Source organism: Rhodococcus sp. T7, assembly GCF_009872365.1.
Lineage (GTDB): Bacteria > Actinomycetota > Actinomycetes > Mycobacteriales > Mycobacteriaceae > Rhodococcus_F.
The window spans coordinates 16,506-33,697 of the sequence record NZ_WXYH01000387.1 but is presented as its reverse complement, the minus strand read 5'-3'; the positions used below and the strand labels follow the sequence as shown (position 1 = coordinate 33,697).

The 17,192-nt window shown below is 67.9% G+C and carries 14 protein-coding genes and 2 pseudogenes; 6 read left to right on the top strand and 10 right to left on the bottom strand.

The features are described 5' to 3' along the window. Positions 1-47: 47 nt before the first annotated feature. Positions 48-2,002 (bottom strand): annotated as a pseudogene (locus MLGJGCBP_RS43250) (oxidoreductase). Positions 2,003-2,107: 105 nt separating this feature from the next. Between MLGJGCBP_RS43250 and MLGJGCBP_RS43245 the strand changes: the two are divergent. The 6 genes from MLGJGCBP_RS43245 (at position 2,108) to MLGJGCBP_RS43220 (ending at position 8,527) form a co-directional block, all read left to right on the top strand. Continuing rightward, positions 2,108-2,803, top strand: a complete 696-nt coding sequence (locus MLGJGCBP_RS43245; protein ID WP_160103743.1) for an alpha/beta fold hydrolase — start codon at positions 2,108-2,110, stop codon at positions 2,801-2,803. A gap of 87 nt (positions 2,804-2,890) precedes the next feature. Then, positions 2,891-3,928 (top strand): ABC transporter substrate-binding protein, encoded by a 1,038-nt coding sequence (locus MLGJGCBP_RS43240; protein ID WP_160103741.1) that lies wholly within the window; start codon positions 2,891-2,893, stop codon positions 3,926-3,928. Then, positions 3,925-4,701, top strand: coding sequence for an SDR family NAD(P)-dependent oxidoreductase (locus MLGJGCBP_RS43235; protein ID WP_160103739.1), 777 nt, complete (start codon positions 3,925-3,927; stop codon positions 4,699-4,701). Before MLGJGCBP_RS43240 ends, MLGJGCBP_RS43235 begins: the two co-directional genes overlap by 4 nt. A gap of 149 nt (positions 4,702-4,850) precedes the next feature. After that, positions 4,851-6,017, top strand: coding sequence for an ABC transporter ATP-binding protein (locus MLGJGCBP_RS43230; RefSeq protein WP_160103737.1), 1,167 nt, complete (start codon positions 4,851-4,853; stop codon positions 6,015-6,017). After that, positions 6,017-7,717, top strand: coding sequence for an ABC transporter permease (locus tag MLGJGCBP_RS43225; RefSeq protein WP_160103735.1), 1,701 nt, complete (start codon positions 6,017-6,019; stop codon positions 7,715-7,717). The genes MLGJGCBP_RS43230 and MLGJGCBP_RS43225 overlap by 1 nt, the downstream gene beginning before the upstream one ends. A gap of 45 nt (positions 7,718-7,762) precedes the next feature. Continuing rightward, positions 7,763-8,527 (top strand): SDR family NAD(P)-dependent oxidoreductase, encoded by a 765-nt coding sequence (locus tag MLGJGCBP_RS43220; protein WP_160103733.1) that lies wholly within the window; start codon positions 7,763-7,765, stop codon positions 8,525-8,527. A gap of 81 nt (positions 8,528-8,608) precedes the next feature. Here the strand turns inward: MLGJGCBP_RS43220 and MLGJGCBP_RS43215 are convergent. The 9 genes and pseudogenes from MLGJGCBP_RS43215 to MLGJGCBP_RS43175 all read right to left on the bottom strand — a co-directional run bounded on the left by MLGJGCBP_RS43215 (position 8,609) and on the right by MLGJGCBP_RS43175 (position 17,191). Then, positions 8,609-9,639 (bottom strand): annotated as a pseudogene (locus MLGJGCBP_RS43215) (NADP-dependent oxidoreductase). 39 nt (positions 9,640-9,678) lie between these two features. Further along, positions 9,679-10,680, bottom strand: coding sequence for an MBL fold metallo-hydrolase (locus MLGJGCBP_RS43210; RefSeq protein ID WP_160103749.1), 1,002 nt, complete (start codon positions 10,678-10,680; stop codon positions 9,679-9,681). Between the two features lie 11 nt (positions 10,681-10,691). Next, positions 10,692-11,027: an EthD family reductase gene (locus MLGJGCBP_RS43205; RefSeq protein WP_201453358.1), complete on the bottom strand. Its 336-nt coding sequence runs from the start codon at positions 11,025-11,027 to the stop codon at positions 10,692-10,694. A gap of 74 nt (positions 11,028-11,101) precedes the next feature. Then, positions 11,102-11,710: a TetR/AcrR family transcriptional regulator gene (locus MLGJGCBP_RS43200; protein ID WP_083395629.1), complete on the bottom strand. Its 609-nt coding sequence runs from the start codon at positions 11,708-11,710 to the stop codon at positions 11,102-11,104. An 87-nt stretch (positions 11,711-11,797) separates the two neighbouring features. Continuing rightward, a complete protein-coding gene (locus tag MLGJGCBP_RS43195) occupies positions 11,798-13,300 on the bottom strand; it encodes a class I adenylate-forming enzyme family protein (protein WP_160103729.1) in 1,503 nt (500 codons plus the stop codon). Positions 13,301-13,372: 72 nt separating this feature from the next. Then, positions 13,373-14,422: an NAD(P)-dependent alcohol dehydrogenase gene (locus MLGJGCBP_RS43190; protein ID WP_160103727.1), complete on the bottom strand. Its 1,050-nt coding sequence runs from the start codon at positions 14,420-14,422 to the stop codon at positions 13,373-13,375. Positions 14,423-14,433: 11 nt separating this feature from the next. Next, positions 14,434-15,195, bottom strand: a complete 762-nt coding sequence (locus MLGJGCBP_RS43185) for an SDR family NAD(P)-dependent oxidoreductase (protein ID WP_160103725.1) — start codon at positions 15,193-15,195, stop codon at positions 14,434-14,436. A 35-nt stretch (positions 15,196-15,230) separates the two neighbouring features. Continuing rightward, positions 15,231-15,992, bottom strand: coding sequence for an SDR family NAD(P)-dependent oxidoreductase (locus MLGJGCBP_RS43180; protein WP_160103723.1), 762 nt, complete (start codon positions 15,990-15,992; stop codon positions 15,231-15,233). Next, entirely contained in the window at positions 15,989-17,191 is a 1,203-nt protein-coding gene (locus tag MLGJGCBP_RS43175; RefSeq protein ID WP_160103721.1) for an acyl-CoA dehydrogenase family protein, read from the bottom strand. Before MLGJGCBP_RS43175 ends, MLGJGCBP_RS43180 begins: the two co-directional genes overlap by 4 nt. Between the last annotated feature and the right edge of the window lies 1 nt (position 17,192).

The window sequence follows — 17,192 nt, the reverse complement described above, 5'->3', positions numbered from 1 at the left end:
AACACATTATCCAAGAAAGCCCAGGCCAGGACGCTGTGACACGCTGATCACCCACCGGAATTTTGCAACAGCCCCCCGGCGGTTAATAAGTACTCACGGGCGACAGCATGACCTTCGGCGACGGCGTGTGCGACCTTGCGTGGGACGAGCGCGTCGCCGATGACGTGCACGCGTGCGTTGTCGGGCGCGACGAGCGACCAGTCGAGCGAGCGCCGCTCGCCGGCGACGACGACGCGGTCGGCGGCGAGGCGGGTCCGCACCCCGGACAGGGTGTTCTCGAACTCGACCGAGCCGTCGGAGACCCCGACGATCGACGACAGCACGCGCACGTCGACCGGTGTGCCCGACAGCCGGCGCAGATACTGCACGCGACCTTCCGCGGGAAGGCCCGACGCGAAGGCCGCGGCCGGCGTCAGGACCGTCACGAGGCCGGCGCCGGCGGCGAGTGCGGCTTCGACCGAGCTTGCCGCGGGCCAGAGCCCGAATCCGTCGTCGACCACCACGACGTGGCCTGCACCGCGCAACGGCTCCCCTCCCCCGGCCAGCGCGTGCGACGTGAGCAGCGACATCGTTCCGGCCGCTTCACGGGGCAGCGTCTCCTCGGCCCCGACCGCCAGGACCACGTCGTCGAAGCCCTCCAGGTCGGCGGCACTCACCCGATGGCCCAGTCGGATCGTCACCGACGACAGATTGTCGGAGTAGTAGTCGAGGAGGCGACGCCAGCCGCTGCGGTGTGGTGCGTCCGCGGCAATCGCGAGTTGGCCTCCGATCCGGTCGCGGCCCTCGAAGAGGGTGACGTCGTGGTCGGATCGGAGCCGCATCGCGCACTCGAGCCCGGCCGGGCCCGCACCGACGACGGCGATCCGGCGCCGCGCCGTGGACCGGCGCGTCGGGCCCAGGGTCAGCGGATACGCCGGGCGCGCGGATTGGCCCGGCGGAGCGAGGTCGGGATTGACCGAGCAGAGCAGGACCGGGTCGAACGCCCGGCAGTCCTCGTTGCAGGACACGCAGGGGCGGATCGAGGATTCCCGGCCGGTCAGCAACTTCCGCGGGAAGTGCGGGTCCGCGATCAGCGGTCGTGCCACGCCGACGAGGTCGGCACCCGACTGCAGGGCGGTGTCGATGGATGCACCGGTGCGGAAGGACTGCGACACGAGCAGCGGTGTCGAAGTGGCCGCGCGCAGCCGTCCGACCGCGTCGAGCAGCGGCGGGTCGGTGACGGCCATGTCCCGGACGTAGGTGGTGCGGACGCCGACGGTGACGTTGACGTAGTCGAAGCCGGAGAGATAAGGAAGCAGCTCACACAGCCCGTCCATGCCGAGGCCGGCCTCTTCGCCTCCTTCTGCGGAGACGCGCACACCGAGGACGACACCGGGGCAGGCGTCGCGGACCGCGGCCGCGATGCGGTCGAGGATCCGCACCCGCTGCGAGACCGTCGTGGCGTCGGGGCCGAAGTTGGTGACCGGCGAGAGGAACTGCGCCAGCAGATATCCGTGGGCTGCATGCAGTTCGACGACGGGGAATCCGGCGGACCACGCGGCACAGCGGAGGTGCGGAAGGCGTCGACGATCCCGTCGACTTCGGCGGGCGCGAGTGCGCGAGGACGCGTCGGTTCGCGAGGCGAGCGGACGACGGTCGGCGCCACGGGATGGCTCCACAATTCGGCGCCGAGCGTTTCGCGACCGAGGTGGACCAGTTGGCACGCCGCCACGGCTCCCTCCTCCGTGATCGCCCGTGCCCGGGCCTCGAGGCCCGCGACGACTTCGGGACGCCAGACCTCGGTGATGTTGCCGTTGCGGTTGGCCGAGCTCGGTGACACCACGGTGCCGCCGACGATCAGCATCGCTGCGCCACCTGCTGCCCGGCAGCGCCAGTAGTCTGCGTCGCCGGGCGACGGGACACCGCCCGCGACGGCCCCCGAGGCGTGCGCCGTCCCGACGAGACGGTTCGCCAACCGAAGCGGGCCGAGCTGCAGCGGCCGGGCCGCACGTGGAGGCGTCATGAGTACTCCTAATTGAACTGGATTCACTTCACGCTAGCAGGTGATTGACATCACACGGCAACTTCTTTAGATTCAAACTGATATCAGTTCAATTTGAGGGGAATCATGTCGTTCGTTCTCATCCACGGCGCGGGAATGGGCGCCTCCTGCTGGGACCCACTCCTGCCGTTGCTCGAAGGCGACACTCTCGCAGTCGATCTCCCCGGACGGGGTCGACGCCGGTCCGCCGACCTGCGGTCCCTCACCCTCGCCGACAGCACCGCGGCCGTCGTTGCGGATGTGGAGGCAGCGAACCTCGAGGACATCGTTCTGGTCGCACATTCCTTCGCCGGAGTGACGGCCCCACCTGCCATGCCGGCGCTCGCGGGCCGACTACGGCACGTCGTCTTCCTCTCCGCTGTCGTGCCGACCGACGGCACGCGCGTGATCGAGCAGATCGACCCGGACGTCCGCGCCGCAGTCGAAGAATCGATACAGGGCGGTGTCTATCGCCAGGATCCTGTGGGCGCCACAGCGATGCTCTGCAACGACATGGACGCCGAGCAGACCGGCTGGATGATCGACCAGCTGGTCGACGACTCCGCTGCGTTACTCACGGAATCCGTCGATCTGTCCGGCCTTCGGGCCGACATACCCCGCACATACGTACGTTTGACGAAGGACGCCTGCTATCCGCCCGAACTGCAGGAGCGATCGGCCGCCGTCGTCGGCGGCGATACCGTCTTTCTCGAATCCGGCCACATGGCCATGGTGACGATTCCCGATCAGGTCGCCGCGCTGCTTCACAGGCTCTCGCTGTAGGCCGTCGCCGCCCATTCGATCCCTCGCGCCGCAAACGAATACACGGTTTCGCATCCGGCGAACCGATTCCGGAAGGACTTTCATGCCATGAGAAGTGTGCCGATAAAGCTGATGGCGGTCGCGGTGGTCGCCGCGTTCGCTTCCGCCGCCTGCGGATCCGGCGGTTCCGGTGTCAGTCAACCAGTGTCTGGCACGTGGGACGACGTCGTCGCCGCCGCGAAGAGTGAAGGCAGCGTGCTGCTGTACTCGAGCCAGAACCCCGCCAATCTCGAGGCGCTCAAAGTGGCGTTCGAGCAGGAGTATCCCGAGATCTCCCTCGAATACGTCCGGGGAACGGACGCCGACATCAACCCGAAGGTCGAGGTCGAGAATCAGACGAAACGCGGCACTGCCGACGTCCACATGCTCACCGACTCCGCCTGGATCGAGACGGCCGCGGAGTCGGGCACGTACTCGACCGACCTCGTCGGCCCGGCGTTCGACGCGCCGGAGTACGAGCGCGAGAAGAGCATCATCTCCGACAAGTTCTTCCTGACGAGTGCGGCGGTGTTCTCGCTCGGATGGAACACGACTGCACTTCCCGGCGGTCTGCAGAAGCCGGACGACCTCCTCGACCCGGCATTGAAGGGCAAGATCGGCATAGTCAACCCGTCGGGCATCGCCTCCTACGTCGACTTCTACCGCTTCTTCGAAAAGAACTTCGGCCCCGACTATCTCCAGAAACTCGCCGAACTGAAACCGCGCATCTACCCGAGTGCACTGGGAGTCGCCCAGGCATTGACCTCCGGCGAGATCGTCGCCACCCCGGTGGTGCAACCCCTGGTAAGGGAGAAGGAATCGGGTGCGCCCGTCGACTGGGCTCTGCCCGCGCCGCCGTGGGGAACGCCCTGGTTCACGCACGCCCTGTCCGCCGCGCCGCACCCGAATGCGGCTCAGGTGCTGGCGAATTTCATGGTCACCCCGGCCGGCCAGAAGGCGCTGTCGCTCGGCTACGCGAGCGCCCTGCCCGGCATCGAAGGAAGCGTCGCGCGGGCCCAGGACATCGCACTGCCCAACCCGTCCGATCTGACGCCCGAATCGCTCACCGAATACCAGGCCGACTGGGAAAAGAGATTCATCCAGTGACGTCACACGACGCGCGACTGCGTGATACCTGCGCTCTCGTCACCGGTGCGGCACGCGGGATCGGCGCCGCGACAGCGGAACTCTTCCACGCCCACGGGGCGACGGTGTACCTGTGCGACGTCGACGACGATCTCGGCAACAGTGTCGCGGCGAAACTCGGTGCGAGAGCCCATTATCGGCACCTGAACGTGACCGACGAAGCCGACTGGTCCCGGGTGACCGCCGAGATGGCGGATCGCGGCCACCCGCTGCGGATTCTCGTCAACTCGGCCGGCGCCGCGTCCAAGGCGTCGATCATGGACACCTCGCTCGCCGAGTTGCGACGCATGATCGATCTCAACCTGGTGGGCACGTTCCTCGGACTGCAGGCCGCGGGTGCCGCGATGACCGCGGGCGGGTCGGTGGTCAACCTGTCTTCGCTGCGCGGCGTCCTCGCGACCGCCGAACTCGGTGCGTACGGCGCGTCGAAGTTCGGCGTTCGCGCCCTGACCCGCGTTGCGGCGCTGGAATTCGCGGAGAAGAACATCCGGGTCAACGCGGTGTGCCCGGGCAGCATCGACACGGCCATCACCGCGGGCGCCCACTTCGCCGACGACGACATGGAGGCGTACGTGAAAAGCATTCCGCTGCAACGCCGCGGTCTGCCGCTCGAGGTGGCGAAGGCCATCCAGTTCCTCGCCGGCGACGAGAGCAGCTACGTCACCGGCACCGATCTCATGATCGACGGTGGAACCTCGGCGGGCGCCAGGACTCCCAAGCTCTCGTCGTCGTGACGGACCGGCCGGGCAACTCCTTGCCCGCCGGGCCTACGACCGCTACGCTGAAATGAACTGAATTCACTTTATCTCCGCCGACGCTCCGAAGCCAGGAGCCTGGGCGGACGCCCTCCAAGACAAACCACTCGCAACCAGGCAGGTGCCAGGTGACATCGCAATTCAGGGTTTCCAACCTGACCAAGACCTTCGGGTCCAACACCATCGTCGACCAACTCGATCTCGACATCGAGGACGGTGAATTCCTCGTCCTGCTCGGCCCGAGCGGTTGCGGGAAGACGACCACGCTTCGCTGCATCGCCGGCCTCGAGACACCCGAGGGCGGGTCGATCACGTTCAAGGACCACACCGTCTTCGACGCATCGGCCCGGATCAACGTTCCGGCCTACAAACGCAACATCGGCATGGTCTTCCAGTCCTACGCGCTGTGGCCGAACATGACGGTGCGAGAGAACATCCGGTACCCGTTGAAGGTCCGCCGAATGAAGAGTGCCATGGCGTCCGGTCAGGTCGAAACCGCTGCGGGCATGGTGGACTGCGGGGCTCTGCTCGACCGGTACCCCTCCCAGCTCAGCGGTGGGCAGCAACAGCGGGTGGCGGTGGCGCGCGGACTGGTCGCCCAACCCGATCTGGTGCTGTTCGACGAACCCCTGAGCAATCTCGATGCGCGACTGCGCGATCAGGTGCGGTCCCAGATCCATCAGCTCCACCAACGTCTCGGCTTCACAGCCGTATTCGTCACCCACGATCAGGCCGAGGCGTTCGCGCTGGGAGACCGGCTCGCCATCATGAAGGCGGGCAAGATCGAGCAGTACGACACCCCGGAGCGGGTCTACGAGGCCCCGTCCTCCGACTATGTCGCCGCGTTCATCGGCATGGCGAACCGGCTCGAACTCGTCCGGCGGCACGAGGGCTGGACGACGCGCGCGGGCACTCCGGTAGACCTCGATGCGGCCGCCATCCAGGGTGGACGCCTCGGCGGCGACGCGGCCCTGGGAAGAATGCGCCCCGACGACCTCGCCCTGCACCGTTCGCTCGAAGAGGTCGCCCCCGGCGACGTCGGCCTGACCGGTGAACTCGTCACCTCGGAGTACGGTGGCCGCTATTTCGACGTGACGGTCGACGCCGGCGGTGAGCGGTTGTACCTGCGCGCAGATGCCGGACGGCACGGGCCCTGGTTGCGCGGCGCCGCAACGGGATCTCCTCTGGTGGTCAGCTTCTCCCCCAGCGCACTACGGGTGTTCCCGCACCCCGACGGGCATGTCGATCTGCAGGCTCCCGAGCTCGCTCGGGCCGCCGCCCGATCGGAGGCATGATGGCTACCGTCGCCGTCAGCCGCGGCGCGCGGCCGCTCGTCGTCAGCGCTATGTGGCGAACCCGGCTCGGGTACGGCGCGCTGCTGGCGTTTCTCGCGTACCTCGTCGTGCTCCCGCTGTTCCGGCTGCAGTCGCTGGCGTTCGAAGACGGCGCGCGCGGGTATCAGGCCCAGTACGGGCGGTACGACATCGGGCAGACCATCCGGACGACCATCGCCCTCGCCGTCACGTCGCTCGCCATCGCGATGGTGCTGGGAACGGTGCTCGCGTTCGCGGCCACCAGACTGCCCCGCCGGCTGAGCTTTCTCCGGATCGTCCCGATCCTGCCCATCGTGATGCCCGCGGTCGCCAACGTGGTCGGGTGGGCATTCCTCCTGTCTCCAGGGCCGGGGTACCTGAACGCACTCCTGCGCACGCTTCCCTGGTGGAACACCCTGGATTCCGGACCGGTCGACGTCTACAGCACCCCGTGGATCATCATTCTCACCGGTTTCGGACTCACGTCTTTCGTCTACCTGTTCGTGAGCGCGGGCATGCAGAACATCAGTTCCGAGCACCTCGAGGCCGCGCAGATCAGCGGTTCGTCGACGCTCGGGGTGTTCTTTCGCGTCGTGCTCCCCCTGCTGCGCCCGTCGCTGGTGTACGGCGGCGGAATCGCGCTGCTTCTCGGACTGGGCCAGTTCACCGGGCCGCTCCTGCTCGGGCAGAACGCGGGCGTGAAGGTGCTCACCACCGAAATGTACCGCCGGGTGTCGGAGTCGCCGGCGGACTTCGCGGCCGCGGCGGCCGCGGGATCACCGCTCGTCATCTTCGGCATCGTCGTCGTGCTTGCGCAGAAAATGCTTCTCGGCAATCAGAAGCGCTTCGTCACTCACGGCGGCAAAGCGTTCGCACCGAACACCGGTCGCTCGGTCTGGGCCGCCGCTGTGATCTCGGTGTACGCGATTCTCGCTCTCGTCGTTCCGCTGATCGGGCTCGCCATCGTGGCGGTGTCTCCGTACTGGTCGGAATCGCTGTCCTGGAATCTGTTCACGCTCGACAACTTCCGGGCTCTGTTCCAGACGGCGAGCATCGTCGACTCGGTGTTCACCAGTCTTCTCACCTCCGTCGTCGCAGTGGTGATCTGCGTGCCGATCGGCTATCTCACCGCCACTCTGCTCGTGCGAGGCCGCAAGCACCGGGTCCTGGGGACCATCGGCGACGTCATCACGGCTCTCCCCCTGGGCATTCCGGCGGTGATCTTCGGCGTCGGGTTCCTGCTGACCTACACGCAGCCCCCGCTGATCCTCTACGGCACCAAAGCGGTCATCATCCTCGTGTACGTCGTGCTCATGGTGCCGTTCTCCACCCGGATGCAGATGACGGCGATGCTGTCGCTCGGGGAGACCTACGCCGAGGCGTCGGCGACCAGTGGCGCGAGCCCGTTCGTCACCAATCTCCGGGTGATCCTGCCGCTGATGAGACCGACCGTGCTCAGTGCCGTCGCCCTGATGTTCATCCTGCTGACCCACGAGTTCGCCGCCTCCCTGCTCGTCCGTGCCGCCACGACACAGGTGATGGGCACGCTGCTGTTCGACCTGTGGGAGAACGGTTCCTACCCGCTGGTGGCGGCGATGGCGCTGCTCATGACGGCCGTGACCAGTGTCGGCGTCGTGTTCGCGATGCTCGTCGGCGGCCGGAACGTGTTGAGCAACCTGTGATGTCGGCATGTCCTTCCCGATCCGACCGAATGACGAGGAGTACAGATGAGTGCGGGAACTGACCGGCTTCGCGACAAGGTCGTCCTGCTGACGGGTGCGACCGGTGGAATCGGCGTCGAGATAGTCCGCAGACTTGCCGACGAAGGCGCTCACGTCGTCGTCACCGATCTCGACGAATCGGCCTGCCACGACCTGCTCCGCACTCTCGCCCGGCCCGAGCGACACGCCGCGCACGCCCTCGACGTCGCCTCCGAGGAACAGTGGGAGGCGGTCGTCGCGGCAGCCGAGGGGACGTTCGGCGCTCTGCACGCCCTGGTCAACAACGCCGCCATCGGCAGTGTCGCAACGGCCGAGGACGAAACCCGGGCGCACTGGGATCGTGTGATCGGGATCGGCCAGACCGGCACGTGGCTGGGCATGAAACATGCCGGTCCCCTCATCGAGCGCAGCGGCGGCGGTTCCATCGTGAACATGTGCTCGATCCTGGGAAGCGTCGGCGGCCTAGGCAACAGTGTCGCCTACGCGGCCGCCAAGGGCGCCGTCCGCACGATGACGAAGAACGCCGCCCTGCACTGGGCGAAGGCGGGCGTACGGGTCAACTCGCTGCACCCGGGATTCATCGCGACGCCACCGCTGCTCGAACGCTGGGAGGGCACCGAGCGTCACCGCGAGATGCTGGCCGGCACGCCGATGGGCCGGCTCGGGCGCGGTGAGGAGATCGCGGCCGCGGTCGCCTTCCTCGCCGGCGACGACTCCACCTTCGTCACCGGATCGGAGATCTACGCCGACGGCGGGTGGACGGCAGCCTGAACCCGGGCAGACGAACATGGCCTCCGCGCGATGCGGAGGCCATGTTTGCTGTGCGGGTAGGTTTGCTGTGCGGGTAGATCATCACCGCAGACGGCACAGCGTCTTTCCCACGGTGCGGCCGCGCAGCATCGCGACGATGGCGTCCGGCGCCGACTCGAGACCGTCGAACACGGTCTCCTCGGCAACGAGCCGCCCGTCGCGGAGGTAGCCCCCGACCTCGGCCCGCATGTCGCCCAGCAGGTGGTCGTAGGCACCGGCCCGGAAACCCTTCACCGTGAGGCTCTTCGATACGATCTGAAAGAGATTGTCCGGACCTGCCGCCGCCGTCTCGGCGTCGTAGGACGCGACCGCGCCGGCCATGGCCACGCGGCCTCCCGGCCGAAGGCGATGCAGGGCGGCCCCGAGATGCGCTCCGCCCACGTTGTCGAAATACAGATCGATGCCGTCGGGTGCCGCACCGTCGAGGGCCCGCGTCAGGTCCGGCGTGTGGTAGTCGAACGCGGCATCGAGATTCAGTTCCTCCCTCAGGAACCGGACCTTCTCGGCCGATCCCGTACTGCCGACCACGTAGTGACCTCGGAGCTTGGCGATCTGCGCGGCAAGGCTGCCGACCGCTCCGGCCGCCGACGAGATCCACACGACGTCTCCGCCGGCGAGTTCGCCGATGCAGTGCAATCCGACATACGCGGTGAGCCCGGCGCTGCCCAGCGCTCCGAGATACGCCTGCGGCGGATGCTCGACGGTGTCGAGCCGCGTCACACCTCCGGCCCCGGCGAGGGTGTCACCGTCCTGCCGGATCACGGCGAACTCGCGAAAACCGTTGATGTGCAGCACCGTGTCGCCCGGCTCGTAGCCGGGGGCACGGGACCGGAGCACCTCGCCGACGGCCAACCCGGTCAGCGTCTCCCCGATGCGGAACGGCGGCAGGTAGCCGGCGGGGCCGGTGGGCCCGAGGCGCATCCTGACGACGGGTCGATCGACGACCACGAGTTGCGCACGAGAATGTCACCGGGCCCGAGTTCTTCGGGAACCGTCACCACGTCGAGGCGGAAGTCCGACGGTACAACCCGCCCCCGGGGATGGCGCGCCAGTGTGAGCTCACGACTCTGCATAGGAATCCTTTCGACTCAGACGACGGCAAAGACTTCGACTCAGACGACCGAGAAGACGTCGTGGCCGTCTCGTTGTCGGACGGTGAGCCGGCCGCGGTCGACCAGGGTGTCGAGGTGCGCGAGGGTCTCACAGGTGGCGATCATCTGATTGAACGGGTCGAGCGTGGTGAACGGTCTTTCGCGACGAGTCCACGTGACCACGTGTGCCACGGCGGTCGCGGTCCCCTGCCCGAGCGAGATCAGCGCGTTGCGCATCACTTCGAATCGCTGGTCGTGGTGCGCGAGAAGCTCTTCGACTCGACGGTGCACGCTCGGTGTCGGATCTCCGTGTGCCGGAAGGAGTTGCGAATCGGGGCGGTCGAGCATTCGGGACAGCGAGTCGAGGTAGCGCCCCAGCGGCAGGTCCCACTCGCCCAGTTCGAAGCCGATCGACGGGGTGATCGTGGGCAGGACGTGGTCCCCGCTGAACAGGAGTCCCTGATCTACGTCGTGAAACACCATGTGGCCCTTCGTATGGCCCGGGGTGTGCACGACGTCGAGCGTGTGCCTGCCGATCCGGAGCGGACCCGCGGCGAGCCAGTGGTCGGGTTCTTCCCAGTCCGAGCGGTGGAAGGGTTCCGCGGCGGTCAGGGCCTCGACGATGTCTGCCAGGACGGGGGCTCCCGCGCGCCGGAGTTCGTGGAGCGAATCCGTCGGCACGTTGCTGCCGAGGGCACCGACCGCCGCCAATCCGTCCGCCTCCGCGACTCCGAGGTGGACGCGTGCACCGTGACGGCGGCGGAGTTCGACGGCGAACGTGTAGTGGTCGCGGTGCACGTGGGTGACGTAGATGTCGTGAATCTGTTCGGTGCCGTGGCCGATCCGGAGCAGTGCCCGTTCCATCTCCTCGAACGTCGTGTCGACTCGCCACCCACCGTCGACGAGAGCCAGGCCGTCCGGGGTCTCGAGGGCGTAGACGTTCACGGCCCCGAGACCGTCGCCGGGCATCTGGAGGGGTATTCGATGCACACCGGGCGCCACTTCGTAGCAGCCCGGCTCCATCCACCCCGCGCTCATGATTTCGCGCTGTCCACTTCGACCATCGTCTTCTCCTCGCCCATGACGAGGATGCGCTTTCCGCGCATCTTGCCGACGTTGTCCACTGCGGCTTGCCATTCCGGGCTGGCGAGTGCGGCATCGAGGTCCTCGCGGGAGTCGAAGCTCAGGATCGACACGCCGTCCCATTCCCGGGACCTGTCGTCGATCGCGTCCAGCACTTCGGTGTGCTGCCAGCGACGGAGGCCGGGGAGCGGATAGGTCACGTCGGCGTGCTCACCGCGCCACCACTGGATGAACTGCTCGTGGCTCCAGTCGTGCGGACGGGAGGCCAGGACGATCAAGTTGTACATCATCTCTCCATTACTGACATGAATTAGGTTCAATTATTGAGGGTGTGCAAGAGCCACTCCACGACCGCCGCGGGTTATGCGCGGACGATACGCAGAGTGGCGTCGCGAACGTGGCGGTTGAGCTGGTCGAGTGTCATGTCGCCGTCGGGCCGGTACCAGCGCCACACGCTGACGACGAGCCCGAGGACGAGTCGGGCCATCAAACGCGCATCGGCGTCGGCGAAGGCCCCGGCGCCCATCCCCTTCGCGATGAGGAGAGACCACGCTTCTTCGATCGAATTCACCAGCGCCCGTGACGTCTGGCGCTCGGCTTCTTCCTTCTCGGACTGGCGGGGCGTGGCCAGCAGATCCATGTGGCTCTGAAGGATCCGGCGCTGCAGGGCGTCGCGGGGGGTCGCTTCCAGGGCGCTGGTGATGGCGGCGCTCAACGCCTCGACCGGGTCGTCGATGCCCTCGATCGCGGTCGTGAATCGCTCGAGCGACTGCGCCAGTTCGAGACGCATGATCGTCAGCAGGCAGTGCGCCTTGGATTCGAAGTAGTGGTAGAGCGCGGTCTGGCCGATACCGACCTCGTCGGCGATCGACGCCCACTTCGTGTGCTCGAAGCCGACTTCCCCGAAGCGTTCGATTGCGGCCGTGAGGATGAGCCCGCGCTTGGAACGCGGACCATCGCGGAGCGTCATGGCTTCTACGGACACGGGATCCCCATCCATTCGTCGTCGGGTCGGTACCGGTAAGACTACCTGAACTGAGGTCAGGTCGGGTGGAGGTCAGGTGGTCTCGGTACCGGCGAGAAGGCGTGTTGCGAGGTCCACCGCATCCGGTCGAGACAGTTTCCCGACCCGGTTCTGCGGCAGGTCGTCGATCGTGAACACGAACTCCGGCCACTTGAACTTGGGGAAGTCGATGTCACCGAGGTACGCAACCACCTCACCGAGGGTAATCGCTGCACCCGTGCTCACGACGAGGGCTGCGGCGCGTTCACCGAGCAGTTCGTCCGGCACCGGTACCACGCACACCTGGGACACGGTCGGGATGCGAGCGATGGCGGCTTCGACCTCGTTGATGTCGATGTTGCGACCCCCGCGGATGATGATCTGCTTCTGCCGCCCCATGACCCGGATGGTTCCGTCGTCCGCGATCTCGACGAGGTCGCCGGTGGGCAGGAATCCGTCCGCGGTGAGTTCGGGCGGCGCGGGAACCCCGGCTCGGGCATAGCCGACGAAGAGGGAGGGCCCGTTGACCTGCGCGTCGCCCACCCGCCCCGGGGGGAGCGGCGCGCCGTGCTCGTCGACGGCTCGGACAACCGTGCCGGGGAACGGCCTGCCGTCCCGTCCCAGGCGCACGTCCGGCGCGTCCGACGGCAGCGGGGTGGTGTGGCCGAGGCACTCGGACATCCCGAACACGCGCAGGAACATCGTCCCGAGAATCTGCTCGGCGCGACCGAGCGCACCGGCGTCCATCGGGCCGCCGCCGACGGTCATCGCCCGCAGCGAGGTCAGCGCGCCCGCCGCGTCGGGTGCGACGGCCAGCTGAAGCGCCATGGTCGGGACGAGCATCGTCCAGGCAACCTGGTGCTTCCTGACCACCTCGAGGGCGGCCGCAGGCTTCCAGCCGTCCATGCAGACCATCGGCGCGGCCAGCATCGTCGGGAGGTAGAGCCCGAAGCAGAATGCGGCCACCGACGACAGCGGAACGAACGCGGCGACCGGGTCTCCGGGTTCGAGGCCGACCGCGTCGATCGTGCAGCGGCAGGCGTACCGGATCGCGGATTCCGACTGCACGACGCACTTGGGGTGTCCGGTCGACCCGGACGTCATCGCGATCGCGATCCCGCCGTTCCACCGGGCGACGTCGCTGACCGGTGTCCGGGACCAGCGCATCGACCAGCCGTCCAGCGCGGTCGCCTCTTCGGTGAAGTGGTCGTCGGAGGCACCCCAGTGCGCAAGGGACCCGGGGTCGGCGATCACCACGTCGGGCGCGATGTCGTGCAGGGCGACGGCGAACTCCGACGGGGTGGCGTGCCTGCTGAACACTGCGACGACACCGCCGCGCAGACCGACCGCGAGCGCCGCGGTCAGCGTCCGCCAGCTGTTGTCCGCTTGGACGAGCACGGTGGGCGAACCCCCGCGAGCGGTGCCCAGCAGAGCGGCAAGTTCGGTCGCCGCCGCGGCGATGCGCGCGGCGGTGTACTCGCCCGAGGCGTCGACGACCGCGATCTCATCGGGCGAGCTCTTTGCGCGAGCAACGAATTCGCGAGCCAACTCCCACATCCCGCAATCCTCCTGTTCAGCGAACACTGTCATTCTCGGTCATCGTGCGCGGTATCGCGCAGGCCTCGCAGGTCACGGCACGAGGACGGCGCGCCCGCGGATCGTTCCGCGGCGCAGCCGGTCGTACACGTCGACGGCGTCGTCCAATCGGTACGCGGTCGATTCGACGCTCAGCATCCCCCGTTGGGCGAGGTCGACCACCGCTTCGAGGTCGGCGCGTGTTCCCCAGAACGGGGCGCTGACCTGCCAGCCGCTGGGCAGTCCGAGGTCCTTGCCGACCGTGAGCCGGCCGCCGCCGCTGCCCACGGTGACCAGGCGGCCACCGGGGCCGAGCAACCGGGCGGCCGGTTCCATCGTGGCCGGGGATCCCACGAAGTCGAAGACCACGTCGGCGGTGCTGTGCCCTGTGCCGGCATCGGCCACCGCGCACACCGTCCGGTCGGCCCCCAATCGGAGGGCGAGTTCGCGCGAGTCCTCGCGTGGATCGACCGCGATGATCGTGCCGGCGCCGAGAGCGCGAAGGATCTGGACGGCGAGATGGCCCAGCCCCCCGACACCGACCACGACGGCGACCGAGTGGGCGTCGACGAGGTCCCGGTTCGTGCGGATCGCGTGGTAGGCGGTCAGGGCCGCATCGGCGAGCGGGGCGGCACTCTCGGGGGCAAGCCCCCGGGTGCGCACCACGAACCGCTCCGAGGGAACGATCATGGCCTCGGCGAGACCGCCGTCGTGCCCGAGACCGTTGCCGATCGCCGCTAGCCGGCCGTCCGCCCGCGGACGCAGTTCGTGACAGTAGTTCTCCCGGCCCCGCCTGCAGTTGCGGCACTCCCCGCAGGACCACACACCGTGGACCACCACGGACTCACCGATCCACGACCTGTCGGCCTCGGGGCCCGCGCCGACCACGGTTCCGGCCACCTCGTGCCCGAGTGTGAGCGGGAGCGGGTAGTCGAACGCGCCCGCGGGTGCGTCCATGACGTGCAGGTCGGATCGGCACAGCCCGGCGGCCCGGACTTCGATCAGCAGTTCGGCGCCCCGCGCTGCGGGGACTTCGACGCGCAGGACCTGCACGGGTTCACCCCAGCCGGTCAGGCGCACTGCTCGCATCGTCTCGATGGTCATGGTCCCGTCGCCTACCTGGCTGCCCAGCCGCCGTCGACGACGAGCGTTTGCCCGGTGACGTACGAAGATGCATCCGAAGCGAGGAACAGCACGGCGCCGTCCACCTCGCCCGCCCGGCCACCGCGGCCGAGCATCGTGTTGCGGCGCACCCAGTCGGCCGAGCGCTGGTTGCCGAACAGTCCGTCCGTCATCTCGGTATCGAACCACCCGGGCACGACGGCGTTGACACGGGCGCCCCGTCTGCCCCACTGCCCCGCCAACTCGCGGGTCAGACCGAGAATGCCCGCCTTCGACGCCGCGTAGCTCGCACCGCCGATGGGAGCGGTGGACACCAGACCGATCACCGAGGAGATGTTGATGATCGAGATCCCCGCGCCCTCCGGAACGGTCGACGTGACATACGTGGCCAGATGGAACCCCGCCGCGAGGTTGACGTCGAGGATCGACGCGAATCCGTCGGCGGTTTCGTCCTCCGCGTTCGGAGGTCCGGGCTTGCCGGCGTTGTTGACCAGGACGTCGACATGGCCGGTTTCCTCGCGGGCGCGGTCGACGAGGCGGCGGCGGTCGGCGTCGACGGTGATGTCGCATTCGACCGGGACCACGGTGTCGACCTCCGCCGCGAGTGCCTCGAGCCGATCGACCCGCCGGGCAGCCGCGTAGACCGTGGCGCCCGCCGTCGCCAGCGTCCGCGCGAATCCCATCCCCAGTCCGGACGACGCACCCGTGACGACGGCGACGCGACCGCTCAGCTGGAACAGCTCGGGTACCTGCATGTGGTTGGCTCCTACTCCTGTTCGTGGCACGCGCGTCAGTAGACGGCGGTGCGTCCGCCGTCTACCGGGATCACGGCGCCCGTGGTGTAGCCGGCGCGGTCCCCGGCCAGATGCACGACGAGGCCGGCGATTTCATCCGGGTGCCCCAGCCGTCCGGCGGGCAGCCGGTCGACGATCTTGCCGACGAACTCGTCGTCCCAGTCGGCCGCCATGTCGGTCGCGAATCCACCCGGCATGATGCAGTTCACCCGCACCCGGGGTGCGTATTCCTGCGCGAACGCCATCGTCAGCGCGTTGAGGCCGTTCTTCGACGCCGCATACATCGCCTCGGGCGGGCTGGGCCGCACCGCGCCGATGCTCGAGATGTTGATGATCGAACCGCCTCCGGCCGCGCTCATCCTGGCGCCGGCCACCGCCATCAGCCGGAACGGTCCCTTGAGGTTGACTTCGATCGTCTTGTCGAACAGCGACTCGGACACCGACTCCAGGGTCGGTGACAGGGGTGCGATGCCGGCGTTGTTCACGACCACGTCCAGCTTCCCGAATCGGGAGACGATCTGGTCGACCGCGGTTTCGATCGCGTCCCACTTCCCGACGTGCAGTGCGAGCGGTTCGGCGATTCCACCGGTGTCCCGGACGATCGCACGGGCCGCGGAGACGCACGACTCCTCCTTGCGGCTCGACACGATCACGGTGGCTCCTGCGGCGGCGAGCCCGCCGGCGATGGCGTATCCGAGCCCGCGGGTCGCCCCCGTGACGAGTGCGACCTTGCCTTTCAACTCCTCTGTCGTGTTCATGCGTACTTCTTCAGTTCGAGGCGCGCGATCGTGCGCAGATGGACTTCATTCGGGCCGTCGGCGATCTGCAGTGCCCGGGTGATCGCGTACAGCCGGGCCAGGATCGTGTCGTCACTCACCCCCGCGGCGCCGTGCGCCTGGACGGCGTGGTCGACCACGCGATGCGCAACCTCCATCGCGGCCACCTTGATCGCGGCGACTTCCGAGCGGGCCGCGGCGTTGCCGCGGGTGTCCATCAGCCACGACGACTGGAGTACCAGCAGCCGGATCTGGTCGATCTCCATCCGGCTCCGCGCAATCCACTCACGCACCACTCCGCGATCGGCGAGAGGCCCGCCGAACGCCGTGCGCTGCAGGACCCGTCGGCACATCAGCTCGAGGGCGCGTTCGGCCATGCCGATCGCCCGCATCGCGTAGTGCATGCGTCCCGGCCCGAGCCGGCCCTGCGCGATCGCGAACCCGTCGCCCTCGGCGCCGAGCATGTGGTCGGCCGGCACCCGCACATCCGTGAACTGGACCTCGCCGTGGCCGAGCCGGTCCCGGTAGCCGAACATCGGCAGGTCGCGGAGCACCTCGATGCCGGGAGCATCCGCGGGCACCAGGATCATGCTCTGCTGCCGGTACGTCGGGGCGTCGGGGTCGGACTTGCCCATGAAGATGACGAGTTTGCAGTCGGGATCGAGAATGCCCGAGGTGTACCACTTCCGGCCGTTCAGGACGTACTCGTCGCCGTCCCGGCGGATGGTCGAGGTGATGTTGGTGGCGTCCGAACTCGCCACCTCCGGTTCCGTCATCGCGAACGCCGACCGGATCGTGCAGTCCAGGAGCGGCGCGAGCCAGCGTGACTGCTGCTGCGGGGTGCCGTACATGGCGAGGATTTCCATGTTGCCGGTGTCGGGTGCCGAGCAGTTGATCGCTTCGTTGCCGATCACCGACCGTCCGACCATCTCGGCAAGCGGTGCGTATTCGAGGTTGGTGAGCCCGGCGCCCCATTCGCCGTGCGTCATGAAAAGGTTCCACAGTCCGAGTTCCCGTGCCTTCGCCTGCAGGTCCAGCATGACCTTCGGCTGTTCGTGCGGGTTGTCGTTCGACCTGATCTGCTCGTCGTACACGGCCTCGGCCGGATAGACGTGCTCTTCCATGAAGGTCCGCAGTTGCTCGAGCAGTCGCTCGGTGCGTGCGGAGTATCCGAAGTCCACG